This is a genomic window from Pseudomonas sp. GNP014 (assembly GCF_054344005.1).
Window position 1 is genome coordinate 1,972,819 of record NZ_JBTGUS010000001.1, and the last position, 25,525, is coordinate 1,998,343.

The 25,525-nt window shown below is 62.6% G+C and carries 22 protein-coding genes and 1 pseudogene; 13 read left to right on the top strand and 10 right to left on the bottom strand.

Translation table 11 applies throughout. From position 1 onward, the window contains the following. The first annotated feature begins 65 nt into the window (after positions 1-65). A complete protein-coding gene (locus ACXX9E_RS08805; RefSeq protein WP_458555302.1) occupies positions 66-536 on the top strand; it encodes a prepilin peptidase in 471 nt (156 codons plus the stop codon). A 126-nt stretch (positions 537-662) separates the two neighbouring features. Beyond that, a complete protein-coding gene (locus ACXX9E_RS08810) occupies positions 663-1,442 on the top strand; it encodes a response regulator transcription factor (RefSeq protein ID WP_315985724.1) in 780 nt (259 codons plus the stop codon). Between the two features lie 43 nt (positions 1,443-1,485). On the opposite strand, the gene ACXX9E_RS08815 is transcribed toward ACXX9E_RS08810, so the two are convergent. Continuing rightward, a complete protein-coding gene (locus ACXX9E_RS08815) occupies positions 1,486-1,893 on the bottom strand; it encodes a response regulator (protein WP_123471074.1) in 408 nt (135 codons plus the stop codon). Positions 1,894-1,952: 59 nt separating this feature from the next. Then, the gene (locus ACXX9E_RS08820) at positions 1,953-2,321 is read right to left on the bottom strand and encodes a Flp family type IVb pilin (protein ID WP_458555303.1); all 369 of its coding nucleotides are present in this window, start codon (positions 2,319-2,321) and stop codon (positions 1,953-1,955) included. A gap of 172 nt (positions 2,322-2,493) precedes the next feature. Between ACXX9E_RS08820 and cpaB the strand changes: the two genes are divergently transcribed. The 8 genes from cpaB to ACXX9E_RS08860 are packed head-to-tail and all read left to right on the top strand — an operon-like array spanning position 2,494 to position 9,973. Beyond that, a complete protein-coding gene (cpaB, locus tag ACXX9E_RS08825) occupies positions 2,494-3,444 on the top strand; it encodes a Flp pilus assembly protein CpaB (RefSeq protein WP_458555304.1) in 951 nt (316 codons plus the stop codon). Positions 3,445-3,465: 21 nt separating this feature from the next. Next, positions 3,466-4,737: a type II and III secretion system protein family protein gene (locus ACXX9E_RS08830; protein ID WP_186747431.1), complete on the top strand. Its 1,272-nt coding sequence runs from the start codon at positions 3,466-3,468 to the stop codon at positions 4,735-4,737. After that, positions 4,734-5,924, top strand: a complete 1,191-nt coding sequence (locus tag ACXX9E_RS08835) for a CpaE/TadZ family protein (protein ID WP_123471080.1) — start codon at positions 4,734-4,736, stop codon at positions 5,922-5,924. The genes ACXX9E_RS08830 and ACXX9E_RS08835 overlap by 4 nt, the downstream gene beginning before the upstream one ends. Next, positions 5,921-7,192 carry a TadA family conjugal transfer-associated ATPase gene (locus tag ACXX9E_RS08840; RefSeq protein ID WP_123471082.1) on the top strand — a complete coding sequence of 424 codons (1,272 nt, stop codon included), beginning with the start codon at positions 5,921-5,923 and terminating at the stop codon, positions 7,190-7,192. The genes ACXX9E_RS08835 and ACXX9E_RS08840 overlap by 4 nt, the downstream gene beginning before the upstream one ends. Positions 7,193-7,202: 10 nt before the next feature. Continuing rightward, the gene (locus tag ACXX9E_RS08845; RefSeq protein ID WP_128616553.1) at positions 7,203-8,087 is read left to right on the top strand and encodes a type II secretion system F family protein; all 885 of its coding nucleotides are present in this window, start codon (positions 7,203-7,205) and stop codon (positions 8,085-8,087) included. After that, positions 8,084-8,974 (top strand): type II secretion system F family protein, encoded by an 891-nt coding sequence (locus ACXX9E_RS08850; protein WP_123471086.1) that lies wholly within the window; start codon positions 8,084-8,086, stop codon positions 8,972-8,974. Before ACXX9E_RS08845 ends, ACXX9E_RS08850 begins: the two co-directional genes overlap by 4 nt. Positions 8,975-8,984: 10 nt before the next feature. Continuing rightward, positions 8,985-9,680 carry a tetratricopeptide repeat protein gene (locus ACXX9E_RS08855; RefSeq protein WP_123471087.1) on the top strand — a complete coding sequence of 232 codons (696 nt, stop codon included), beginning with the start codon at positions 8,985-8,987 and terminating at the stop codon, positions 9,678-9,680. A gap of 11 nt (positions 9,681-9,691) precedes the next feature. Beyond that, entirely contained in the window at positions 9,692-9,973 is a 282-nt protein-coding gene (locus tag ACXX9E_RS08860; protein WP_222833734.1) for a DUF3613 domain-containing protein, read from the top strand. Positions 9,974-10,080: 107 nt separating this feature from the next. On the opposite strand, the gene ACXX9E_RS08865 is transcribed toward ACXX9E_RS08860, so the two are convergent. The 4 genes from ACXX9E_RS08865 to ACXX9E_RS08880 all read right to left on the bottom strand — a co-directional run bounded on the left by ACXX9E_RS08865 (position 10,081) and on the right by ACXX9E_RS08880 (position 16,147). Next, a complete protein-coding gene (locus ACXX9E_RS08865) occupies positions 10,081-11,751 on the bottom strand; it encodes a ShlB/FhaC/HecB family hemolysin secretion/activation protein (RefSeq protein ID WP_458555305.1) in 1,671 nt (556 codons plus the stop codon). A gap of 133 nt (positions 11,752-11,884) precedes the next feature. Then, a complete protein-coding gene (locus ACXX9E_RS08870) occupies positions 11,885-13,459 on the bottom strand; it encodes a collagen-like triple helix repeat-containing protein (protein ID WP_458555306.1) in 1,575 nt (524 codons plus the stop codon). Between the two features lie 478 nt (positions 13,460-13,937). Beyond that, the gene (locus tag ACXX9E_RS08875) at positions 13,938-14,792 is read right to left on the bottom strand and encodes a MaoC family dehydratase (protein ID WP_458555307.1); all 855 of its coding nucleotides are present in this window, start codon (positions 14,790-14,792) and stop codon (positions 13,938-13,940) included. Positions 14,793-14,794: 2 nt separating this feature from the next. Then, positions 14,795-16,147, bottom strand: a complete 1,353-nt coding sequence (locus ACXX9E_RS08880; protein WP_458555308.1) for a 3-oxoacyl-ACP reductase — start codon at positions 16,145-16,147, stop codon at positions 14,795-14,797. A gap of 239 nt (positions 16,148-16,386) precedes the next feature. Here ACXX9E_RS08880 and ACXX9E_RS08885 point away from each other — a divergent pair, with 239 nt between their 5' ends. Further along, the gene (locus tag ACXX9E_RS08885) at positions 16,387-17,664 is read left to right on the top strand and encodes an acetyl-CoA C-acetyltransferase (RefSeq protein ID WP_458555309.1); all 1,278 of its coding nucleotides are present in this window, start codon (positions 16,387-16,389) and stop codon (positions 17,662-17,664) included. Between the two features lie 216 nt (positions 17,665-17,880). Here ACXX9E_RS08885 and ACXX9E_RS08890 read toward each other — a convergent pair whose 3' ends face one another. Together ACXX9E_RS08890 and ACXX9E_RS08895 are read right to left on the bottom strand one after the other, a co-directional pair. Further along, positions 17,881-18,648 carry a methyl-accepting chemotaxis protein gene (locus tag ACXX9E_RS08890; RefSeq protein ID WP_418951573.1) on the bottom strand — a complete coding sequence of 256 codons (768 nt, stop codon included), beginning with the start codon at positions 18,646-18,648 and terminating at the stop codon, positions 17,881-17,883. Positions 18,649-18,738: 90 nt separating this feature from the next. Further along, positions 18,739-19,827 (bottom strand): annotated as a pseudogene (locus tag ACXX9E_RS08895) (HAMP domain-containing protein); the annotation flags it as partial. Between the two features lie 444 nt (positions 19,828-20,271). Between ACXX9E_RS08895 and ACXX9E_RS08900 the strand changes: the two are divergent. Further along, positions 20,272-21,168 carry a PA4780 family RIO1-like protein kinase gene (locus tag ACXX9E_RS08900; protein ID WP_123471103.1) on the top strand — a complete coding sequence of 299 codons (897 nt, stop codon included), beginning with the start codon at positions 20,272-20,274 and terminating at the stop codon, positions 21,166-21,168. A 310-nt stretch (positions 21,169-21,478) separates the two neighbouring features. Next, positions 21,479-22,693 carry an MFS transporter gene (locus ACXX9E_RS08905; RefSeq protein ID WP_458555310.1) on the top strand — a complete coding sequence of 405 codons (1,215 nt, stop codon included), beginning with the start codon at positions 21,479-21,481 and terminating at the stop codon, positions 22,691-22,693. Here ACXX9E_RS08905 and cueR read toward each other — a convergent pair. Together cueR and ACXX9E_RS08915 are read right to left on the bottom strand one after the other, a co-directional pair. Continuing rightward, positions 22,647-23,060 carry a Cu(I)-responsive transcriptional regulator gene (cueR, locus tag ACXX9E_RS08910; RefSeq protein WP_458555311.1) on the bottom strand — a complete coding sequence of 138 codons (414 nt, stop codon included), beginning with the start codon at positions 23,058-23,060 and terminating at the stop codon, positions 22,647-22,649. The two genes, ACXX9E_RS08905 and cueR, sit on opposite strands and share 47 nt — an antisense overlap. Further along, positions 23,057-25,450 carry a heavy metal translocating P-type ATPase gene (locus ACXX9E_RS08915; RefSeq protein WP_458555312.1) on the bottom strand — a complete coding sequence of 798 codons (2,394 nt, stop codon included), beginning with the start codon at positions 25,448-25,450 and terminating at the stop codon, positions 23,057-23,059. Before ACXX9E_RS08915 ends, cueR begins: the two co-directional genes overlap by 4 nt. Positions 25,451-25,525: the final 75 nt, after the last annotated feature.

Here is a 25,525-nt window from a genome sequence, read left to right on the forward strand (position 1 = left end):
ACCCTGACAATCACTACGTAATGTCAGCATAGAATCAATCGGCCAAAACGGACGTTTTTTACCGCATGCAGAGCATTGTCCTACTGATCTGGCTGACCCTGTGCGCGGCGCAGGATGCCCGCCAGCGGCATATCGCCAATGCGCTCACGCTGGGTGTGGGGGCCTTGGCGATGGCCTATCTGCTGAGCACCGGCACCACCTGGCTGGGGGCTGAAGCGGTTCAGGGCGGCTGGGCCGCAGTGCTCGCGCTGGCGTTGACGTTGCCCGGTTACCGATGGCGTCGGTTGGGTGCCGGCGATGTGAAACTAATGACAGCCTTGGGCCTTGCGACGGACGGTCAACTGCTGCTTGGTACGTTCATCGGCGCCGCACTCGCCAGTGTGCTCTGGCTGTTGCTTGTGCCAAAACTCTGGCTGCATATGAGTCAAGGACTTAGGCGACGTCTGCGATACATGGCGCCATCAAAGTCAAAAAAGCTGCCATTTGCACCGTTCGTGCTCGCGGGAACCGCTCTGACGCTGGTTTGGATCCATTAGTCGCCACCTGCCACTACTGCTATGTACATAGTAGGAAAGTGGGTCTACTTTCAAATCAACGGTTATACAACCACACGCTGTGAGTACAGGAACGGTCAGCCTTTTGGCCCGGGCATGGAGTTGCAAGTGAACAAGCTTACGTCTGTTGTGAAGGTACTGGTGGTCGACGATCAGCCGCTGATCGTCGAGGAGCTCTGCGAGTTTCTCGAAAGCAGTGGCTACCGTTGCGTGCCTTGCCAATCGAGCCGGCAGGCCATCGAGCAATTTGTCGAAAACCCTGCCATCGGCCTGGTGTTGTGCGATCTGCACATGCCGGACATGGACGGCATCCAGCTGGTGCAGGAACTGCAACGCCTGTCGGGCAAACACCGGGTGTTCGAGGCCATCATGCTTACCGGGCGTGCCGACAAGCAGGACGTGATCAAGGCCTTGCGTGCCGGGATCGCCGATTACTACCAGAAGCCGATTGATCTGGACGAGTTGCTGGAGGGCTTGCAACGTCAGGAGGCCGCCCTGCAGGAACGGCAGAAAACCCTGCAATTGGGTCACCTGAACGAGAAGCTGCAGTACCTCTCCGAGTCGATCGACGACCTGTATCAGGACCTCGACAAGGTGCGCCGCGCACCAGTGCCGAGCAGCGCCGAGCCGTCGGCGGACGGGCAGCACGAGGTGGAAATCCCGGCGATCTTCAATCAGTTGTCACCGCGTCAGCTCGACGTCGCACGGCTGGTCGGCAAAGGCCAGACCAACTATCAGATTGCCTGTGAGCTGGGGATTACCGAGAACACGGTCAAGCTGTATGTCTCGCAGGTGTTGCGCCTGACCCACATGCATAACCGCACCCAGTTGGCCCTGGCGTTGTCGCCAGGCACTTCGGGATCACGCCTGCGAGTGACGGCGCACTGACCGCTGATGACCCCGGCATTCGCCGGGGTCAAACCGTTTGATCTCAACCGAGATGGGTCCTGACCTTGGGAAACAGGTTGTCCAGGGTTTCCAGCAGGCGCACGTGATAGATCGGCTTGCGAAACAGGTCCAGGACCTGCAGGCGCAGCATGTCGCTGACATCCTCCATGTCCGCATGGCCCGAGGTGACAATCACCGGCAGGTGCTGGCGCGACGTGTGCTCGCGCAGGCGCTTGATCAGCGACATGCCGCTTTCTTCCGGCATGCGCAGATCGGTGATCACCAATGCGATATCGGGGTGGCGGGTCAGATGGTGCAGCGCAAGCTTCACCGACGTCGCGGTATGACAGATGAAGCCTTCGCCTTCCAGCAATTCCGCCAACTCCAGCAGTGCGTCCTCTTCATCGTCGACGAGAAGCAACTGCTGGCGAGAAGGTACGGAAGCGTTCATGGGCGACACCTGCAATGGACTGAGTTCTGACGGTAGAACCCAATGGGCGCATTGACAAGTTATCCGCCCAGCGCGGTCTGGATCGAAGTCAGGATCGCGGTGACGCGAAGGCCGATGCCGTTACCGAAGGCAGCAATCACCAGCGCCACCAGACCCACGACCAATGCATATTCGATGGCTGATGCACCTTCGGTGTCTTTGGCCAGCCTTTTGAAAAACGCCATTTGACCTTTGATTTTGCGGGCTACCCGGGAATACGACATGAGAGTTCTCCTTGAGCACACCAGGTGTTGCGCATTCGCAACATGATTTCCCTGTGCCAGCATCAGCATTGTCGGCATTTTCCGCCCCAGCAACTGTAAGAACGGATTAACTCCAAAGTAGTAAGGCGCCGTTAGACCATGCAAAACCACTTTTGGCGTATCCACCCGCTACTTTCGTTGGATATTTCCGCCTTCGTAATGGCGTTTTGTTCTTCCTGCGCTACCGTCAAATAGCGAAATAGTTACTTGTTCATAGCTGCCTGATTGCGAAGTTATCTCGTTGGAAGTACGGGTCATTGCAGTAAGAAGAGCGCGCAGCGGGAAAGGGAGAGCCGTCATGAACAGTCGCATCACGTTGGGTCTGGCCGGATTGTTCCTGCTGGGGGCCATCATCGCCGGGTATTGGGGACTCACGTTGAGCCGGCAACCTGCCATTGCTGAACCGGTCGCGGGGCCCGCGACCGCAGCTGTCGCGTCAGCGCCGGCTACCCCTGCTGCTGTGGAGGACCCGAGCCGCCAACCGGTTGTCGTGCTGCTGCGCGACATCGCTCCGTTCGTGAAAATCACCGCCGCCGACGTGGCCGTGGAGAAGCTGCGCACCGCACCGGCCGGTAGCCTGGGCAACGTCGATCAAGTCATTGGGCGCACGCCGTGGCGGCCGTTGAGCGCTGGCAGCTGGCTCAGTGAAGAAAGCTTCGAACCCGGCAGCCAACTGTCGCGGATGATTCGTCCCGGTGAGCGCGCACTGGCCGTGGCCGTCGATGAAGTGATCAACGTCGGCGGGCAACTGGCGCCCGGCGATTACGTGGACGTGCTGTTGTTTCTGCGCAAGGACGAAGTGAATCCACAACCTTCGGCACAGCTGGTGATCCCGGCGGTACGGGTGCTGGTGGTCGGCAGCCAGACCGGCCTGACCAACGACGGCCAGCCCACCGGTGCGGCACGCAGCGACGATGAACGCCTCAAGCAGGAACAGCAACGCATGGCCGCGCGCAGTGTGGTGCTGGCGGTGCCGGAGCCGTTACTCAGTCGCTTGATGCTGGCGTCCGGCGCCGGTGTGCTGCGCCTGGCCGTGCGCAGTGCCGATGAACAGCAACTGGCGAAATACTGGAAGGGTGAAAACGATGTCGCGACGCGACTCGACACGCCGCGTCGCGAACTTCTGGAGTTCAGTCAGCTGTCACTGGCTGCGCCACCCAAACCCATGGCAGTGGCTGGCGCACCGACCCCACGCAAAGCATCCGTGGAAGTGATCCGCGGTGCCGAAACCGCACAACCCACCCCCTGAATCGAGCAAGGACGCCTTTACATGCGCAGACGTTTTACGCCCCTGTTCATCGGCTTGCTACTGGCCCCGCTGCTGGGCGTTGCCGCCAGCGGCAGTGCTGCCGCCGCGAGTGGCAATTGCGCGGCACTGGCCCCGTTGCCGGCGGCGCTGGAAGTCGGCGAGGGCATGCAGCAGGCGCTGCAATCACCGGTGGCGATCACCCGGGTTGCGGTGGGCGACCCGAAAATCGCCGACGTGCGCGTGACCGGCGATCAAGGGGTATTGCTGACCGGCGTCGCTCCCGGTGCAACCACACTGATGATCTGGAGCGCCTGCGCCAGTGCTCCACGCCAAAGCATGGTGTTCGTCCAGGGCAAGGCCAGTGCAGCGATGACTGCCGTGGCATTGCCGGCCAGCGATGATCCGACCCTGCCGTCGCAAGTGCAGACCGACATCCGCTTCGTCGAAGTCAGTCGCACCAAACTGAAAGAAGCCGGCACGCAGATTTTCGGCAAGGGCTCGAACAACTTCCTGTTTGGCGCGCCGGGCACAGTGCCCAACACCTCGGTCACGCCGGGCGTGGTGCCGTTGCGCAATCTCGATCCGCGCATCGCGGTGCCGAGCATCCCGCTGGCCAACGATATGTTCAACATTGTCTGGGGTGGCGGCAGCAGTAAATTCCTTGGCATCGTCAACGCGCTGGAGGGCAGCGGCTTCGCTTATACCCTGGCGCGGCCGAGCCTGGTGGCGCTGAGCGGGCAGAGTGCAAGTTTCCTTGCGGGGGGCGAAATCCCGATTCCGGTCCCCAGTGCCAACAGCAACAGCTACTCCATCGAGTACAAGGAATTCGGCATTCGCCTGACACTGACCCCGACCGTGATCGGTCGTGACCGGATTGCCCTCAAGGTCGCTCCGGAGGTCAGTGAGCTGGACTACAACAACGGCGTGACCATCGGCGGCACCAAGGTGCCGGCGTTCACTATTCGCCGCACCGATACCAGCATCTCGCTGGCCGATGGCGAGAGTTTTGTCATCAGCGGGCTGATCAGCACCAACAACGCTTCGGAAGTGAACAAGTTTCCCGGGCTGGGCGACATCCCGGTGCTCGGTGCGTTTTTCCGCAACTCGTCGGTCAACCGCCAGGAGCGCGAACTGCTGATGATCGTCACCCCGCACCTGGTGCAGCCACTGGCCGCGAATGCGCCATTACCGTCGCTGCCCGGGGAAAAACTGCGCAACTACGATCCGAACTGGTATCGCCTGTACTTCCTGGAAAACGGCAACTTCGACAAACGCAGTGGGCTATCGCAATGAGCCAGAGCCTCAGTCAGACCTTCCTCGCCATCACCCGCAACGACACCGACCTTGAATGGTTGCAGGGCGCTTTGGCGCCGCTGGGCCAAGTGGTCAGTGCCGGTGGCGGCAGTCTTGATGAATTGCTGGCGCTGGTCGATGTGACCTTCGCCAGCCTGGTCTTCGTCGGTCTCGATCGCGACCATCTGGTGGCGCAGAGTGCATTGATCGAAGGTGTGCTGGAAGCCAAACCGATGCTCGCCATCGTTGCCCTCGGCGATGGCATGGACAATCAGCTGGTGCTTAATGCGATGCGCGCCGGGGCGCGGGATTTCGTCGCCTATGGCTCGCGTTCCAGCGAGGTCGCCGGGCTGGTACGACGCCTGAGCAAACGCCTGCCGGCGGTGACGCCGAATGCCCAGCTCGGCGGCCTGACCGTGCTGTACGGCGTGCAAAGCAATGCCGACGGCGCATTGCTCGCCAACCACATGGCGCTGGTGGTGCAGAAGAGCGGCCAGCAAACCCTGCTACTCGATCTGGGCCTGCCGCGTGGCGACAGTCTGGCACTGCTGGGGCTGGAGAGCTCGTTCCATTTCGGCGATGCCTTGCGCCACTTGCGGCGCCTTGACGCGACCCTGATCGACAGCGCCTTCACCACTGCCGAAGCTGGCCTGCGCATCCTCGCGTACGCCAGTGGCGACGAGCCGCTCGAGCGCACCAGTGCCGCTGAGCTGTACATGCTGCTCAGCGCCTTGCGGCAGCACTTCCAGCACATTGTGGTCAACCTCACCGGCCAGCCGGACAGCGAAGCCCTGCGCACCTTCGTCAGCCATTGCGACAAGCTGTTGTGGTACACCGACCAGAATGTCCTCGATTGTCGGCGCAACCTCGCGGTGCTCAACCTGTGGCGCGAAAAAGGCATGAAACTCGAGCACGGCCGCTTGTTGGTCGACCGTTATCTGCGCAACGTCGCGCCCGACTCCGACACCCTCGGCAAGACCTTTGGCCTGGAAGTGATCGCCGTGCTCGCTTGCAGTCCGGAGCTGCGCCTGAACGCAAAAAACCAGGGTGTCACCCTGTTTGAGCTGGCGCCGCGCGAAGCCCTCAGTCAAAGCCTGCGCACCCTCGGCGAACGTCTGGCCAAACGTTCCGAAGGCCTGGTCAAACCCAAGGTCAACTGGCTCAACCGCCTGCGAGGCACCTCATGAACGGCGAGCAACTGTTCGGCGGGCAGCAGCGCCAAGCCGCCGGCAACACCGATCACGACGGCCTGAAACTGGTGCTGCACCGCTACATCATCGACGCTATCGAAGAGTCCGGGAAAAACCTGCTGGAAGGTTCGCGGCAGGTGCTTTCGCAGTTTGTCATCGACAAGGTGGCCGATTACATCGCACGGCTGCACCTGGCGATTTCGCGTTATGAAATGGAGCGGCTGGCTGAAGAAATCGTCGACGAGCTGACCGGTTTCGGCCCGCTGGAAGTGCTGCTGCGCGACAGTGCGGTGACCGAGATTCTGGTCAATGGCCCGCACCGGGTGTTCATCGAACGCGACGGCGTGTTGCACCTGAGCGATCTGCGGTTTATTGATGCGCATCACGTCGAACGGGTGATGCAACGCATCCTCGCCCCGCTCGGGCGTCGCCTCGACGAGTCGTCGCCGATGGTCGACGCGCGGCTGCCCGATGGCAGCCGGGTCAACGCCATCATCCCGCCGATTGCCCTCGACGGCCCCTGCCTGTCGATCCGTAAGTTTCGCAAGGACATGCTCAAAAGCACCGACCTGATGGCGATGCAAACCATCGATCAGGCGATTTTCGACTTTATCGAGGAAGCCGTCGGCAAGCGCTGCAATATCCTCATCAGCGGCGGTACCGGCACCGGGAAAACCACGCTGCTGAATATTCTCAGCCAGTTGATCAATCCCCATGAACGGCTGGTGACCATCGAAGACGTCGCCGAATTGCAGCTGGGCCACCCGCACGTCGTGCGCCTGGAAACCCGACCACCGAATGCCGAGGGCCACGGTGAGGTCAAGCCCAGCGACCTGATCCGCAACGCCCTGCGGATGCGCCCTGACCGGATCATCCTTGGCGAGATTCGCGGGGTCGAAGTGGTCGATGTGCTGACCGCCATGAACACCGGCCATGACGGCTCGATGAGCACCGTACATGCCAACAACGCCCAGGATGCCTTGCTCCGGCTGGAGACACTGGTGGGGCTCACCGGGCGTTCCATCGCCGAACGTACGTTGCGCCAGATGATCTGCGCAGCCCTCGACGTGATCATTCAGTTGACCCGCATGCCTGACGGTCGCCGCTGCGTCAGCGAAGTGGTGGAAGTGGTCGGCGTGCGCGACGACATCTATGTCACCAACACCTTGTTCCGCCTCGACCGTCGCACCGGTTTCGGCTTTCTGCGCGAAGCGGTCAACCCGGCCGGTGACAAATTGCGCCGCGAGCCGGCGCATTCGCATTGAGGGGCACGGCATGCTCAAACCGCTGTTGCTGATCGTGATTTGCCTGGCGTTGCTCGGTCTGTCGCTGCGCCTGTTCTATAACAGCTGGCGCCAGAGCGGCGCGGAGCGCGTGCTCGACCGGCTGAGTCAGGGGCAGCCGCAACGGGCTGGCGAAGTTCCGCGCTGGGCCGGTCTGGACCGGACATTTCTACGCGCGGGTCTGGGGCGTCCGACGGATCGACTCGGCGTGTGGCTGCTGTTGTGGGCGTTTGCGACACTGATCGGCTTTGCCATCGCCGGATGGATTGGCTTGCTGGTGCTGCTGACGTTGCCGCCGGTGGTTTTGCGCCTGTATGTCAGTTGGCGTTACCAGCGTCGATTGCGGCGGATGATCGAACAACTGCCCCAACTGCTCGACCACACCGTGCGCAGTCTCAAGTCCGGGCGCACGCTGGCCGATGCCGTGCTTGGCGGCATCGAAGCCAGTGAAGATCCGCTGAAAAATGCCATGGGCCGGGTTCAGCGCAATGTGCAGTTGGGCGTGAGCCTGCCGGACGCCGTGGCGGATCTGGCCGAGTTCTACGAGAAGGATGAGTTTCGTCTGTTCGCCCTCGGCCTCAAGGTCAATCACCGCTACGGCGGCAACGCCAGCGAGTTGCTGGAAAACCTGATCAAGATGATCCGCGAACGTGACCAGGCCTCGCGCCAGTTGCGCGCTATGACCGGCGAAACCCGCCTCACCGCGTGGGTGCTGGGACTATTGCCGATCGCCATGGCCGGCTATTTCCTGATGTCCAATCCGGTGTACCTGGTTGCCATGTGGCACGACCCGTCCGGGCAGCGCATGCTCGCCTCGGCGTTCGGCATGCAGGTGATCGGCAGTCTGTTGCTCTGGCGGATGTTGCGCAGCCTATGACCACGCCCCTGATGATCAGCGCTTTATGCTTGCTCGGTGCCGCAGTGCTGCTGATTGCCAACCTGCTGGAGCAGCGTCGGCGCAGCCGCCAGATCAGCCGCCGGCTCGACGGCGAGCTGAGCCGCGAGAACCGTTTTGGCAACCTGCTGCAAGTGCTTGGCGAGAGCCGAGTGGGCCAGCACAGCGTCAAGCTCGACAATGAAACCCAGACCCTGCTCAGCCGCCTGGGCTGGCGCAGTGCGCGTCAGCGCTCGCTGTTCGCTGCCTGCCAGATCGGCGCGCCGCTGTTGATGCTCGCGGTGGTGGTGCTGCTGCAAGGGGTGTTCTTTACGTCTGTAGAGAAACAATGGATCGCGCCATTGTTCGCCCTCGGCGTTGGCTACCTGCTGCCCAAGCGCCTTTTGGTAATGGCGGTGGCGCGTCGGCAGAAACGCCTGGCGAGCGAGATCGCTACGTTCCTGCCGCTGCTGCGCATTCTCTTCGAGTCGGGCATGGCCGTGGAGCAGGCGTTGCGGGTCTTGAGCCACGAGGCCCAGGCGTTGCTGCCGGTCTTGACGCAAGAGTTGCGCCTGGTGCTGGCGCGGGTCGACTCGGGCCTTGAGCTGGGTGAAGAACTGAACAAGGCCACGCAACTGCTGGCGGTGGACGAGTTCACTGACACCTGCGTGATCCTCCAGCAATTGCTGCATCAGGGCGGCGGCGCGATGAAATCGTTGCTGTCACTCAAGCAATTGCTCGACGACCGCCGCCTGACCCGGTTGCAGGAATACATCTCGAAAATGTCCGCCAAAATGTCCGTCGTGATGATGCTGTTTCTCTTCCCGGCGTTATTGATCGTCCTGGCCGGCCCGGGCTTCACCGCCCTGGCCAAGGCCCTGGGAGCCTAGAGGGATCGTAATGAAAGCAATGATTGCAGGTACCTGTCTTCTGTTGCTCGGGGGCTGTGCCAATACCGGGCAGACCCCTTGGGCGGCGCTGAGCAGTAACGCCAGCTGCGGCCAATTGAGTTCCGAGCAACAACTGTCGCTGAACCTCGCCGACGATATGGTCAAGGACGGCAAGCTGCACGCCAGCCTCGCCAACCTGCAGAGCCTGCCGGACAACCTCGCCGACGTGCGCCTGCGCAAGGCCCGGGTTTACCGCTTGCTCGGCCGCAGTGAGGCCGAGCCGCTTTATCGAGGCCTGCTCGGCAGTTGCCTGGCGGCCGAGGCCGAGCACGGTCTGGGTCAACTGGCGGCGGCCAAGGCCGATTACGGTCAGGCTCAAGCGCATCTGCAACGTGCCGCACGGTTGGCGCCGACCGACGAAAAAATCCGCAATGACCTCGGCGTGGTCTACCTCAACCAACTGCGCATTGAAGACGCGCGCTTCGAATTCCTGACGGCGATGGAGCTCAAGCAAAGCGATCAACTGGCCGCGCTGAATCTGGTCACGCTGTTGCTGTATCAGGATGACTGGAACCGTGCCGGTGAACTGGTCAGTCGCCTCGGCCTGAGCCCCGAGCAATTCAGCGAAGCGCAGAGGCGCGCGGAACAGCTCAAGGTGCCGGCAAAAGTCCCGGCCCCGGCCGCTGTCACGGCCATGCTCAAATAAGGAGAACTGCGATGAGAGCTGCGATTGTCTGCTTCAGTCTGCTGGCCTTGCCCCTGGTCAGTCATGCCATCGACGCGGGCCCGGCTTCGGCCGAGCAACAGGAAACCGAAGGCTGGTTGCAGCTGCAGGCGCGCAACAAGGTGCCTTCGCCGACCCTGCAAACCGTCACGCCGACCGAGCGCGAGCTGGCCATGCAGCGCTGGTTGAAAAGTTACCAGCACGATATTCCGCAGTTCTACGATCAGCAGCAGGGTGGCAAGGTCGACAGTGGATCTGGGGGCGGGACACCTTAGGCCGGGCGTGGTTGATCGCCAGCGGGCGGGCCTCACTGGGGGATGTAGTCCCCCTGTGGGAGCCGGCCTGCCAGCGAGGGCACTCGGTCAAACTCGCAGGGCTTGCCCTACAACTGATAGCTGAAGCTGATGCTGTACCTCATTCGCCGGTTGTGGGTGTCCAGCGCTTCATCGGACATCGCTTTCGCGGCCTCCAGCGCGATGTTGTAGTACTTGGCGTCGCCAAACCGCAGGCCGATGGCCGCCGATGACAGGTCGCTGCTCTGCACCGCCAGTTGGTTGAACCAGGTTTTCGCGCGATCCAGTACCACGTACGGCTGCAGGATGCGCACCCAGTTGCCATCACGATTGAAGCTGTAGTTGACCTCGTACGCCGCGCCCCAGCCTTTGTCGCCGGAGGCCTGGTCGTCCGGGTAGCCCCGACCGAAGTTCTGCCCGCCAAACACTGCGCGCTCGCTGTCGGGCAGGGTGTCATCGCTCCAGTACCCCGCCGCCGAGAGCACGCCTTGCCAGTTGTCGAGGAATTTGTCGCTCTGCACGCCGGAAAGGCGCAGGCGCAGGAAGTTCAGGTCCAGCGCCGGGTTGTTGCTATGGGCGCCCATGCTGTCGAAGCCCTGATACACACCGCCACTGAGAATCCGCAACCGGCGGGCATCGGCCTTGCGCCAGTCGCTTTCGAAAGCGAGGGCGCGGACGTCGGTCCGTTCCTCGATGCTCAGGGGGAAGCCGATCACGTTGTAGCGGGTGCTGCTATCGACCGCATACAGCCGCGCGCCGGCATTGAGCAGTTCGTTGGATGCCGCGATGAACGGGTGGCTGACACCGATCGAGTAACGGTCGTCTTCCTTGTGCGGCTTGAGTTCGAAGCCGTCGCTGGTGACCAGATTGGTACCCGGGTCGGCGCGGTAGCGCGAGGCAAACAGGCTCAACTGCGTGCCTTCACTGTTGAGGAACTGGTTGTAGTCCAGGCGGTAGTAATGCTCGTGATCGTCCCCCGGCGGAAACAGGCCGCTGAGGGTCAGTTGCTCACCCATCGACGTCTGTGAGTTGCTGCTGACACCCAGCAATGCCTGGGTGCCATTACGATTGTCTTCGGTGGTGCTCAGGGTGCTGGTGAAGGGTTTGCGGCTAGCCTGGGCGACCAGGGTGGTGGCGCCGTCGGTGGTGCCCGGCGGTGGCACCCGGGCCTGTACCGTCACCCCGGGAATGCGGGTCATCAGCGTGGTGTAGCGCTCGAAAGTCTTGCGGGTCAGCGGCCGTTCGGCCTGGATTTTCGCCGCCAGTTCGTCGAGCAGGCCTTTGACCCGCCCGACATCGCCCTGCATCTGGATATCCCGGACATAACCCTCAACTAACACCACCCGCGCCACGCCGTCGTCGAACTTCTGTTGGGGCAAAAACGCGTAGGACAGCAGATAGCCGTCCTGTTGATAGCGGCGGGTGATGTTGCGGGTGGCTTCGATCAGATCGGCGAGGCTGGTCGGGTGACCGATCAGGGGTTTGTAGATCTCGGCCAACTCGTTGAGCGGGTAGATCGTACCGCCTTCAATCTGCACCGTTTTCAGGTTGATTCGGGTTTCCAGCATCAGCGGCTGCGCAGTGGCCGCGCCGGGTTCCGGCACGAGCACCGGGGTGGCGGCCGGCCGATAGGCATCGGCGGGCAGGTTCGGTACGGGCAGGTTGCGGATGGTTTCGTTGCTGTTGAGAAAACTGGGCAGGGTGTCGGCGAAAGCGGCGGAACTGAGACTGAGGAACAGCAGGGATGCCATTACGCGCATAGGACACTCCGTGGTCAGGTCGCAGCACAGGGCTGTTTTTTCCTAAGAAAAAAGCGGAAGACTCGTCGGAGTCTTCCGCCCTCAACCAAGCGTAGGCGCTGTAGGTGAGGCCGTCGAATCGGCCAGGTGCAATTTAGCGTTTGTTGCCTCCCAGGGTGCCAGTCAGGCCGCCCAGTACGCCGCCCAGTCCGCCGGTTGCCGTGCCTCCGGTGGTGGCGCCGCCGTTGACCAGACCACCGACTGCGCCGACAGTGGCTCCGACGTTGCTGACCAGACCGCCGACTGCCGTGGTCACCGGATTGTTGGTGGCCGCGATGGTGGCGCCGACATTGCTGACCGCGCCGCCGACCTGACCGGTGAGACCGGCGACCGGAGTGCCGAGACCGGTTGCAGCGCCGACGTTTTGGGTCAGACCGGTGACCGCGGTGGTCACTGGATTAAGTGCCGTACCGACGCTGTTGCCCACTCCCGCCAGCGGTGCAGTGGTGCCAGTGATCGGTGTACCGGAACCGCCGAGCACGGTGTTGAGCGAGGCGATGGTGTTGCCCAGTCCGCCTACCGCGACACCACCGGCACTGACCGCGCCGTTGGTGTTGCCGGCGTTCAGGCCGCTGCCGACGTTGACCACTGCGCCACCGACCGTTTGCAGCAGGCCGGTGCCACCGAGACCGCCGCCAAGACCGCCGCCGACGCCCCCTGAAGCGGTGCCGTTGTCCACCAGTCCGCCGGCTTTGCCGACCGCCGTGCCGACGTTGCTCAGGGCGCCGCCGACCGTATTGGTCAGCGCGTTGCCGTTGCCGGCGCCGGTCACTTTGTCGCCCACGCCGTCAACTGCAGTCCCGACTTGTTTGATCAGGCCGTTGAGTGGAGCGCCGAGCCCGGTTGCATCACCGACTTTGTCGGTGGTGCTTTCCACCATGGCAATCACCGGCACCAGCCCGTTGCCGACACTCTTGGTCACGGAACCGAGCGGCCCGGTGGTTGTGGCGACACTGAGGGTGTCACCGAGCATAGTGACTTTCTCGCCAACACCGTCGAGCACCGGTGCGACTTTGGTCACCACGCCGCCCACCACGGGAACGCTGTTGGTGGCGGTGGCGAGCTTGCCACTCAGGTCCGAGACGCCGCTGCCGACATCCGCGACCACGCCGCCGACGGACGACGCGGTGACACCCAGACCGTTATCGACGGTGCCTAACTTGCCGATGCCGTTGGCCACGCCATCACCCAGTGTGGTGACCACCTTGCCTGCTGTTTTGGCGGCGCTTTGCACCACGCCACCGACCACAGGCACGGCGCTCAGGGAGTCGCCGACCTGACCGACGCCAGTGCCGACGCCGGCGACGGTATTACCGACATCCTGGACCAGGGTGCTGGTCACCAGTGGTGAAGGTGTCGGCGTGGTCGGGGTGGTTGGACCACCTGGATCGGTCGGCGTGGTTGGTGTTGTCGGGGTGGTCGTGCCACCGGTTCCGCCCGTGCCGCCAGTGCCGCCAGTGCCGCCAGTGCCCGCAGTACCACCGGTGCCACTTGAACCACCGGTTCCACTGGTGCCGCCGTCAGCCGCTCCTGGTGCCGCGCCATCGGAGGATGAGCTGCCCGAGCTGCTGTGATGACCGCCACCGCCACTGCTGCAGCCGGCGAGGCCGAGGGAGAGGATCAATGCCAGAGTAATTGCCGATTTGCACCACACGCCTTGAGTTTTCATGATTGAGATTCCTTGCACCTGTCACAACATTCGTCGTTTTCGATGGCTCGCCGATCTGTCGCCGGCAATGCCTCGTCCGTGGTGTCAATCTCAATCGCGCGGTCAGTTCACGCCATTCTCAAGTTGGTATTAACGCCTTTATATATAAGGGGCTGCGCAGTGCCTAAGAACTAATACCGGGGTGATAGGCGGGCAAAAAAAAGCCTTGAAAATCAAGGCCGGGTTTTTTGCCGCAGGGAGCAAAGCGGGAAGAAAAACTTAAGTGATATATACACAATTTACAGGCTTGCCCCGCCAGTGAAATGCACGCAACGGAGCATCTGTGGCGAGGGGATTTATCCCCGCTCGGCGGCGCAGCCGTCGTAATGAGATGTACCGGGTGTATCAGATTCACCGCAGGTGCTTGTGCTGGGGCGGCTGCGCGCCCCAACGGGGATAAATCCCCTTGCCACAGGCAGCAGGTCATTTTCCCGGTTGTTCAGGCCAGCGGCTGCCACTGCCCAACCATGTGTTGCAGATCCCCGGCGCCCACCAGGCGCAATTCACCGCTGGACCCAGGCGCGCTCGCCAGCAGTGTCACCTCGCTCGGCAAGCGCACCGGTTTGCGAAAGTGCACGGTGATTTCCAGATTCGCTCGCGGCAAGTGATCGGCCAGCGCTGCCAGCGTGCGAGCCTTGTTCCACAAACCATGGGCGATGGCCGTGGGGAAGCCGAATACCTTGGCACTCGCGGCGCTCAGATGAATCGGGTTGTAGTCTCCGGACACCCTGGCGTACTGCCGGCCGATGTCCGTCGGGGCTTTCCAGTGCGCCACTTCCACCAGCGTTTGCGCGGGCTCCCAGTCCTGTTCGGGCGACTCGCCTGCCAGTTTCACCCCGCGACAGAGCATGCGGCTTTCGGCTTCCCACAGCGGTCCGAGCTGGTCGTCCAGAGTGGTCAGCACATCAAACGTCGCGCCCTTCGGATGCGGTTGCAGGTTGAGCACGCGAACGCTCACTTGCGCGCGACTGATCCCGCCCATCGGCCGCACTACGCGGATGCAGTTGCTCAGGTGAATCAGCCCCAGCAGCGGAAACGGAAAGTCTTTCGCTGTGAGCAATTGCATCTGCAACGCGAAGGCGAGGATATGCGGATAAGTCGGCGGCAACAGGCCGTCATCGGCAAAACCACAGACCTTGCGATAGGCCGCCAGTTTTTGTGCGTCGACATCGACCCAGCAGCGCAAACCGCTGTCGGGCAACTGGGTGCCGCTGATCTTGCGACGCGTCGCGGCCCGCACATACAGGCCGGGCAGGCGCGGTTCGCGGTCGAGGGTGTGCCATTCAATGCTCATGTCTACGCCCCCAGAAAACTTTGGCCGCAGACCCGCAGCGCCTGGCCGGTGAACGCGCCAGTGCCCGGTTGCGCCAGCCATGCCACCGCTTCGGCGACGTCCTGGGGCAAGCCGCCCTGGCCCAGTGAACTCATGCGCCGCCCGGCTTCGCGCAGGCCGAACGGGATATGCGCGGTCATCTGGGTTTCGATAAAACCCGGTGCCACGGCATTGATGCTGATACCGCGCTCGAGCAATGTCGGGGCCCACGCCTGAGCCAGTCCGATCAACCCGGCCTTGCTCGCGGCATAGTTGGTCTGCCCGCGGTTGCCGGCGATGCCGCTGATCGAGGCCAGCAGAATCACCCGTGCATTGTCGTGCAAGGTGCCGTTGTCGAGCAGGGCCTTGGTCAGCACTTGCGGGGCGTTGAGGTTGACCGCCAGCACCGCGTCCCAGAATTCCGGGGTCATGTTGGCCAGGGTCTTGTCACGGGTGATGCCGGCGTTATGCACCAGAATGTCGAGGCCGTCCGGCAGGTGTTCGATCAGTTGCGTGGCAGCGTCTTCGGCGCAGATGTCGAGGGTGATGCTGCGACCGCCGAGGCGCGCCGCCAGGGCATCAAGATCGGTCTTGGCCGGCGGCACGTCGAGCAGAATCACCTCGGCGCCATCACGGGCCAGCGTTTCGGCGATGGACGCTCCAATGCCCCGCGCGGCGCCAGTGACCAGCGCCTTGCGCCCGGCCAGGGGGCGGGTCCAGTCGGTCACTGGCGTAGTGCACGCCGTCAGCCGAATCACTTGCCCGGAAACAAACGCACTTTTCGGCGAAAGGAAAAACCGCAGCGGGCCTTCCAGTTGATCTTCGGCGCCTTCGCCGACATAAATCAGTTGCAGGGTGCCGCCGCTGCGCAGCTCCTTGGCCAGCGAGCGTGAGAAACCTTCCAGCGCCCGTTGCGCGCTGGCCGCAAAGGGATCGCGCAGGGTTTCCGGCGCCCGGCCGAGAATCACCAGATGTGCGCTGTGCTCGAGATTTTTCATCAGCGGCTGAAAAAACTCGCGCAACTGCTTGAGCTGGTCGGTGTGCTGCAGGTCGCTGGCGTCGAACACCACGGCCTTGAGTTTCGGGCCGTGGCCGGGAATCCACGCGGCGGCCATCGAAGGTTCGGTGCCGTAGCTGTAGATCGCATCGGTCAGGCGGTTGGCAAAGGCATTGACCCGCTCTGCCAGCGGCCCGCCACCGAGCAGCAGCGCACCGTCCACCGGCCGCAGGCGCCCGGCCTGCCAGCGTTCCAGTCGCACCGGCGACGGCAGGCCCAAAGCCCCGACCAAACGGTGGCCGATGGACGAGTTGGCGAAGTCGATATAGCGGTCAGACATGGAACGCTCTCCAAAAGTTGGGGTTCAAAGTGTGGACTACCCACGGCAATCAATCGTTCGATCCACGCAATAAGGCCTACGCTAGAACAGCAGAGTAGACCACCGACCCTGTGGGAGCTGGCTTGCCAGCGATAGCGGAGTGTCAGCCACTGAAAAGGTTGGAGGTGCCGGCCCCACCGCTGGCAAGCCAGCTCCCACAGGGTTCTCTATGAGCCCGGATATTCAACAAGGAGTTATTCATGAGTCAGCTGCGCCGCGTCGCGATCATCGGCGGTAACCGTATTCCCTTTGCCCGCTCGAACGGGCCTTACGCCACCGCCAGCAATCAGGCAATGCTCACCGCCGCTCTGGAAGGCCTGATCGAACGCTACAACCTGCACGGCCAGCGCATTGGCGAAGTGGTGGCGGGCGCAGTATTGAAATTGTCACGGGATATGAACCTGACCCGCGAATGCGTGCTGGGCTCACGCCTGTCCCCGAGCACACCGGCCTATGACATCCAGCAGGCCTGCGGCACCGGCCTGGAAGCAGCATTGCTGGTGGCCAACAAAATTGCCCTCGGCCAGATTGATTGCGGTATTGCCGGCGGCGTCGACACCACCTCGGACGCGCCAATCAGCGTCAGCGAAGGCCTGCGCAAAATCCTCTTGCAAGCCAACCGCGCGAAGACCACCGGTGACAAACTGAAGACCTTCCTGCAACTGCGGCCGCAACACCTGATTCCGGAGTTTCCGCGCAATGGCGAGCCGCGTACCGGGCTGTCGATGGGCCAACACTGCGAGTTGATGGCGCAGACCTGGAACATCCCGCGCGAAGAACAGGATCAACTGGCCCTCGAAAGCCATCACAAACTCGCCGCGTCCTACAGCGAGGGCTGGCACAACGATTTGATGACGCCGTTCCTCGGCCTGACCCGCGACAACAATCTGCGCCCGGACCTGACCCTGGAAAAACTTGCCACGCTGAAGCCAGCCTTCGAGAAAAGCGCCAGGGGCACGTTGACGGCGGGCAACTCCACGCCGCTGACTGATGGCGCTTCGGTGGTGCTGTTGGGCAGCGAGGAATGGGCGAACGCGCGCGGGCTGCCGATCCTTGCTTATCTGCGTGACGGTGAGGCGGCCGCGGTGGACTTCGTCAATGGCGCCGAAGGTCTGCTGATGGCTCCGGTGTACGCGGTGCCGCGTTTGCTGGCGCGCAATGGCCTGACCTTGCAGGACTTCGACTATTACGAAATTCATGAGGCGTTCGCGGCGCAGGTGCTGTGCACGCTGAAGGCCTGGGAAGATCCCGAATATTGCAAAACCCGTCTGGGCCTCGACGCGCCGCTGGGCTCGATCAATCGCAGCCGGCTCAATGTGAAGGGCAGTTCGCTGGCGGCCGGGCATCCGTTTGCCGCCACCGGCGGGCGCATCGTGGCCAACCTGGCCAAGTTGCTGGACGCAGCGGGCAAGGGCCGCGGCCTGATTTCGATCTGCGCGGCGGGCGGGCAGGGCGTCACCGCCATCATCGAACGCTAGAAAAGGCCCCTCACCCTAGCCCTCTCCCAGAGGGAGAGGGACTGATCGCGGGAAATTGCAGACCTACGCTGACGTGAGAGAACAGCGCTGAATCCAGAATCGACCCAGTCTGGAGAATTTTGCCAGTCCAAATTCGACGCGGTATTTCAGGTCGATGTATAACGCCAGACACCTCGGTCAGCCCCCTCTCCCTCCGGGAGAGGGGCTGACCGAGGTTCAGGTACGAAAACGACGTACCAACCCGTCCAGCTCATTCGACAGCCCCGCCAGACTCTGCGAATCCTGCTGTGCCGAGTTCGCCAGTTCCGCCACCAGTTGCGCATCGCCATGAATCTGGCTGATGTGCCGATTGATGTCTTCAGCCACCTGATGCTGCTCTTCGGCGGCGGTGGCGATTTGCGTGTTCATGTCACGAATCACGTCGACCGACTCACGGATCTGACCGAAGCTCTCGCGCGCTTCGCCGATGCGCGTCACTGACTGCTGCGAGACTTGCAGGCTGGCGTGCATCTGTTGCGTGACCTCGCTGGTGCGCTTGGCCAGGTTGCCGAGCAAGCCGTCGATTTCCGCCGTCGAGTCCGCCGTGCGTTTGGCCAGTGCGCGCACCTCATCCGCCACCACGGCAAAGCCGCGCCCCTGTTCACCGGCGCGGGCGGCTTCGATGGCGGCGTTGAGCGCCAGCAGGTTGGTCTGCTCGGCGATGGAGCGGATGGTGCCGAGAATCGACTGAATATCGTTGCTGTCGCGCTCCAGTTGCTGCATCGACTGTGCCGATTGCTCCAGCTCCTGGCTCAGTTGATCGACGCTGTGCACCGCTGCATCAATCTGCTGTTGCCCCTGGCGGGCCTGACGCTGGCCGCTGTCGGCAGAGTCCGCCGCCTGACTGCACGAGCGGGCGACTTCGTTGGCGGTGGCGACCATTTCGTGGAACGCCGTCGACACCATGTCTACCGCTTCACGCTGTCGTCCGGCCGCTTCGGCCATGTCGCTGGAGACCCGGGTCGAGCTCTGCGAGGTGGCGAGGATTTTTCCGGCGGCGCCGCCGATGTGCTGAATCAGACTGCGGATTGCGGTGAGGAACTGATTGAACCAGTTGGCCAGTTGCGCGGTTTCGTCGTTGCCACGGATGTCGAGGTTTTTGGTCAGGTCGCCTTCGCCCTGCGCGATGCCTTCCAGGCCACTGGCGACGCTGCGGATCGGACGCACGATCAGGCTGGCAAAACTGGCGCCGACCACGGCGAACAGCACGGCGAGCGCGGCGGCGATGATCGCGATCAGCCAGGTCAGTTGCGTGGCCGAGCTCATCACATCGCTCTGCTTGATCAGGCCGACGAAGGTCCAGCCCAATTGCTCCGACGGCCAGACGTTGGCCATGTAGCGCTCACCGTTAAGCTCGACTTCGACCAGGCCTTTGCCGGCCTTGGCCAGCTGCGCATAACCTTCGCCGAGGCTGTCCAGCGGCTTGAAATTGTGTTCCGGCTGTTTCGGGTCGACCAGCACCGTGCCGCTGTTTTCCAGGAGCATCAGGTAGCCGGTTTCGCCCAGCTTGATCTGCTTGACGATCTCGGTGAGCTGCTTGAGCGTCACGTCGATGCTGACCACGCCGCCGTTGCTGCCGAGTTTGTTGTCGATGGTGCGCACGGTGCTGACGTAGGTCGCATCGTCCTGCGCCCAGTAGTAAGCGGCGGTCCGGAACGGTTTGCCCGGTTTGGCCTGGGCCGCCTTGTACCACGGCCGCTGACGCGGGTCGTAGTTGTTGAGTTTGGGATCATCCGGCCACGACACGTAGCCGCCGGCGGCGGTGCCGACGATGGCATAGGCGTACGCCGGGTGAGCGTTGCCCAGATCCTGCAGGAACGCGAAGACCTTTTTATCCATCTCACCCTGGGGGATGGATTCGGCGTTGGCGCTCATGTAGGTCTTGAGGCTGTCGTCGGTGTTTTTGATCAGCGGTTGCGACGCCAGGTAATCGACGTTCTGGCTGATGCCATCAAAAAACAGCTGCATGGCATTGCTGACCTGACGAATCTCGCGACCGCTACTGTCGACAAAACTGTCCCGGGCATCGCTGCGCAGGTTCATCACCACCAGGGTCGCGACCAGCACCACCGGCAAGCAGGCGACGATTGCAAACGCCCACGTCAATTTCTGTTTGATGTTCATCCGCGCTCCAGATTTTCTTGTAGGCCCACGCAGTGCAGATGACTTGTGGTTTATTGGCAGCCGAAAACGGTGTGGATCACCCGTTTCCCTGAGTGCGACATCGCTGATTCTTGTGGAACGATTGTCGGACAAATCCCTCTGTCATTGAGGACTTCGGCTGCAAAACGGGGAAATTGAGGGCACTGCGGAAAAATCTTGCGACGGGTGTGAAGGCAACTGTCAGATTCTGTCGCAAATGCCCTTGAACACGGGCGCCTACAAGTTCGGTGGGCTCGGCTATGATTCGCAACGGTCATGTACGCGTAGCGTTGGCGCCGTTCAATCCGGCACAGTGTGTGCATTCTCAAGGTTCACAGGTCGGCAACCCCTCCCCGTGATGCGAGGATTGCCGTATAACGAGTGACATTCGCGTGTTTGGTAATAAAGGACCCACAATAAAAGCTGATGAAGACTCCAAAACGCATTGAACCCCTGATCGAGGACGGTCTGGTCGACGAAGTGCTGCGCCCACTGATGAGTGGTAAAGAAGCAGCTGTTTATGTGGTGCGCTGCGGCAATCAGTTACGTTGCGCAAAGGTCTACAAGGAGGCGAACAAACGCAGTTTCCGCCAGGCGGCCGAGTATCAGGAAGGCCGCAAGGTTCGCAACAGCCGACAGGCTCGGGCGATGGCGAAGGGCTCCAAGTTCGGTCGCAAAGAGACCGAAGATGCCTGGCAGAACGCCGAAGTGGCGGCGCTGTTCCGTCTGGCCGGTGCCGGCGTGCGGGTGCCCAAACCCTACGACTTCCTCGACGGCGTGCTGTTGATGGAACTGGTGGCCGACGAATTCGGCGATGCCGCGCCGCGTCTGAACGACGTGGTGCTGGAGCCGGATCAGGCGCGCGAATATCACGCGTTCCTGATTTCGCAGATCGTGCTGATGTTGTGTACCGGTCTGGTGCACGGTGACCTTTCGGAGTTCAACGTGCTGTTGACGCCGACCGGCCCGGTGATCATCGACCTGCCGCAAGCCGTCGACGCTGCCGGTAACAACCACGCCTTCAGCATGCTGGAGCGCGATGTCGGCAACATGGCTTCGTACTTCGGCCGCTTTGCCCCGGAGTTGAAGAAGACCAAGTACGCCAAGGAAATGTGGGCGTTGTACGAAGCTGGCACCTTGCACCCGAACAGTGTGCTGACCGGTGAGTTCGATGATCCGGAAGACCTGGCCGACGTTGGCGGGGTGTTGCGCGAGATCGAAGCGGCGCGCCTCGACGAGGAGCGCAAGCAGGCAATCCGTGCAGCGGACGACGAGCCGAAAGGCAAGTCCGACGAGCCACCGCCACCCCCGTGGATGCAGTGATCGCTTGACCAGAAACCCGGCCTCGGCCGGGTTTTTTGTTTGAATCAGATGCCTTGGAACCCAGAAGCCCCTCACCCCAGCCCTCTCCCAGAGGGAGAGGGGGCCGACCGAGGTGTCTTGCGTCATACATCGACCTGAAAAAACGAGTCGATTATGGATTCAACGAAAAACGTTCAGGTCGGTGTACCTCCCAAATATCCCCCAATCAGTCCCCTCTCCCTCTGGGAGAGGGTTAGGGTGAGGGGCTCTTTCGGATCAACGCAAATTCAAGTCTACTGTCCACCGCGCCAACCACACTCAAGGACTGAATGTGACCACCCCCCGCAACACCCATCTGATCATCGCCGCCCGGCTGATCTCCGACTTCGGCGCTTTCCTCAACATGGTTGCGCTGGCGACTTACGTCTACCTGCTGAGCAACAGCGCCATGAGCGTCGGGATCTTTCTCGCCAGCCGTGTAGGCGGGGGGATTTTTGCCAGTCTGATCGGTACTCGTTTCTACCGCCGCTGGAATGGTCGGGTGCCGCTGATTGCCTTCGATCTGCTACGCGCGGCGCTGCTTGGCCTGTTGTTGATCCTGCCGGTGAGCCAGCAGGCGTTGCTGTTACCGGTGATCGCATTCGGCCTGGGCTTTGGCAACTCGATGTTCGCCATCGGCCTCAACAGCCAGTTGCCGAGGCTGATTGAGCCGGCGCAGCTGCTGAAAACCAATGCCTGGATCACCTCGGCGTCATCCGCAGCGATGGTCGGCGGCAGTCTGGTCTCCGGTTTGCTGGTGGCAGCGTTCGGTTTTGAAACGGTATTCGCGCTCAACGCACTGACCTATGTGCTGGCGGCGCTGTTGAGTGCGCCGTTGCGCTTCGCCGCTTCAGACGTCAGCGAACAATCAACCTGCGAACGCGGCGAATGGTCAGTCCTCAAGCAGGGCCTGCGCAGCGCGCCGGTGATTGCGGCGATGCTCGCCGTGACCATGGCCGACACCTTGGGCAGTGCCGCACACAACGTTGGTTTTCCGATCATCTCCAAACTGCTCACGCCAGAGTCGGCGAGTACCACGCTGGGCCTGATGCTCGCGGTATGGGCCAGCGGCAAACTGCTGGGCGCGCGCATCGCCAGCCGCCTCAAGGGTTCGGACAACGGCCACCTCGAGCGCCGGTTTTTCTTCGGCGTGGCGCTGATGTCCTGCGGCTTCATCCTGATGTTCCAGCAGCACAGCCTTCTCGGTCTGTTGCTGTTTTCCCTGCCGGCAGGGTTGGGCGACGGCTTTTCCGAAGTGGGCCTGATGTCGCGCCTGCAACGCGAACCGGAGCATTTGCGCCTGCCGATCTTCAGCTTCCTGACCTTGCTGCAAATGACCGGGTTCGGCGTCGGCATGCTGATTGCCGCGCCGTTCTATGGCTGGTGGACGCCGGGTGCCGTGGTGCTGCTGTTCCACGGCATCCCGCTCGGTACGTTAGTGACGGTGAAAGTCCTCGCACTCAAGCGCGAGCGGGTTGCGCGCAGCAGCCCGACGCCAGTTCCTTGAGGATCGGGCAATCGGGGCGATGGTCGCCATTACAGTGCTCGACCAGATCCTGCAGGGTGTCGCGCAATTCGCCGAGTTCGCGGATCTTCTGATTCAACTCGTCGATGTGCTGGCGCGCCAGAGCCTTCACGTCGGCACTGGCGCGCTGGCGATCCTGCCACAGGGTCAGCAGCTTGCCGACTTCCTCCAGGGAAAACCCCAGGTCCCGCGAACGCTTGATGAATGCCAGGGTGTGCAGGTCATCATCGCCGTAGACCCGATAACCGCTGTCGGTGCGATGAGCCGCCTTGAGCAGGCTGATCGACTCGTAATAGCGGATCATTTTTGCGCTCAGGCCACTGTGCCGGGCCGCTTGGCCGATGTTCATCGGTGCTCCTCCAGATCCTTGGGTTTCCAGGTTTTCAACAGTAGCGCATTGCTCACCACGCTGACGCTCGACAGCGCCATCGCCGCGCCGGCCAGCACCGGGTTGAGGAAGCCGAACGCCGCCAGCGGAATGCCGATCAGGTTGTAGACGAAGGCCCAGAACAGGTTCTGGCGGATCTTCGCGTAGGTCTTGCGGCTGATCTCCAGCGCCGCCGGCACCAGTCGTGGATCACCGCGCATCAGGGTAATGCCGGCGGCGTGCATGGCCACGTCGGTGCCGCCGCCCATGGCGATGCCGATGTCGGCTGCGGCGAGTGCCGGCGCGTCGTTGATGCCATCGCCGACCATCGCCACCACGCCGGTTTTTTTCAGTTCGGCGACCGTGGCGGCTTTGTCGGCCGGGAGTACTTCGGCGTGAACGTTGGCAATGCCCAACGCCTCGGCGACCACGCGAGCGCTGCCGCGGTTGTCGCCGGTCAGCAAGTGGCTGTGGATACCGCGAGCGGCCAGTCGTTGCACCGCTTCCAGTGCGCCGGGCTTGAGCGTGTCACCGAAGGCGAACAAACCAAGCACACGCGGCTCGGGGCTTTGTTCAATCAGCCACGACAAGGTCCTGCCTTCGCCTTCCCAGGCCGTGGCCGATTCGGCGAGGCTGCCGGCGCTCAACCCGCTTTCTTCCAGCAAGCGCCGGTTGCCCAGCGCCAGGCGCCGCCCGCCAAGGTTGCCGGCGATGCCACGCCCGGTCAGGGATTGGCTGTCGCTGACATCGGGCACGCTCAGATCACGCTCGGCAGCCGCGTCCAGCACGGCTTTGGCCAGTGGGTGTTCACTGCCGCGTTGCAGGGCGCCGGCCATTTGCAGCAGGGCGTCTTCGTCACCGTCGACGGCACTGAAATGGGCGATGCGCGGCGTGCCGGAAGTCAGGGTGCCGGTCTTGTCGAACACCACGCTGCTGACTTCATGGGCACGCTCCAGCGCTTCGGCGTCCTTGATCAGAATGCCGTGCCGCGCCGCTACACCGGTGCCGGCCATGATCGCTGTCGGGGTGGCGAGGCCGAGGGCACACGGACAGGCGATCACCAGCACGGCGACGGCGTTGATCAACGCGGTTTCCATGGGCGCGCCGTACAGCCACCAGCCGATCAACGTTGCCAGGGCCAGCACCAACACCGTCGGCACGAACACCTGGCTGACTTTATCCACCAGTTTCTGGATCGGCGCTTTGGCTGCCTGGGCGTCTTCGACCAGACGGATGATCCGCGCCAGCACGCTTTCCGCGCCGAGGGCGGTGGTGCGCACCAGCAGCCGGCCTTCACCGTTGATCGCGCCACCGGTGACCTTGTCCCCCGGTTGTTTCGGCACGGGCAGGCTTTCGCCGCTGATCAAGGCTTCGTCCGCGTGGCTCTGACCTTCCAGCACCTCGCCGTCAACCGGGAAGCGTTCGCCAGGTTTGACCAATACCTGATCGTTCAGGCGCAGTGCGCTGATGGCGACGTCTTGCTCGCGGCCGTCGATCACTTGCATCGCCTGCTCCGGGCGCAAGGCTTCGAGGGCGCGGATGGCGCTGGCAGTCTGGCGCTTGGCGCGGCTTTCGAGGTATTTGCCGAGCAGCACCAGGGCGATCACCACCGCTGACGCTTCGAAATACAGGTGTGGCATGCGCCCGGCGGCGGTGGCCCACTCGTACAGGCTCAAGCCATAGCCGGCGCTGGTGCCAAGGGCGACCAGCAAGTCCATGTTGCCAGCGCCGGCGCGCACGGCTTTCCACGCGGCGACATAAAACCGTGCTCCGAAAATGAATTGCACCGGGGTGGCGAGGGCGAATTGCGCCCAGGCCGGGAGCATCCAGTGAATGCCGAAAGGTTGCAGCACCATCGGCAGCACCAGCGGCAAGGCGAGGGCGATTGCGCAGATCAGCGCCCAGCGCTCATGTTGCAGACGCCGCTGTTGGTCATCGGTTTGTGGGTGTTCGGCTTGCCAGACGCTGGCCGAATAACCGGCCTTGCTCACCGCGTCGAGCAGGGTTTGCGCGTCGACTTTGCCGAGCAGTTCGAGGTGGGCGCGTTCGTTGGCCAGATTGACGCTGACGCTTTTCACCCCCGGGACCTTGCTCAGGGCACGCTCGACGCGACCGACGCAGGAAGCGCAGGTCATGCCGTCGATGCTCAATTCGAGGGTCTGTTGCGGCACGCTGTAACCGGCACGCGTCACCGCCTCCATCAGCGCCGGCAGACTGCCGCCGGGTGCCTGCACGCGGGCCTGTTCGGTGGCGAGGTTGACGCTGACCGCACTGGCGCCGCTGACGTTGCTCAACGCCCGCTCGACCCGTCCGGCGCAACTGGCGCAGGTCATGCCGGCAATCGGCAGGTCGAAAGTGATGGAATCGGACATCGGTCGTACTCCCTGTAGTAGATGCCTACAAGGATCAACCTTGCCATGCGGGCAAGGTCAAGCGCCAATCTCTGG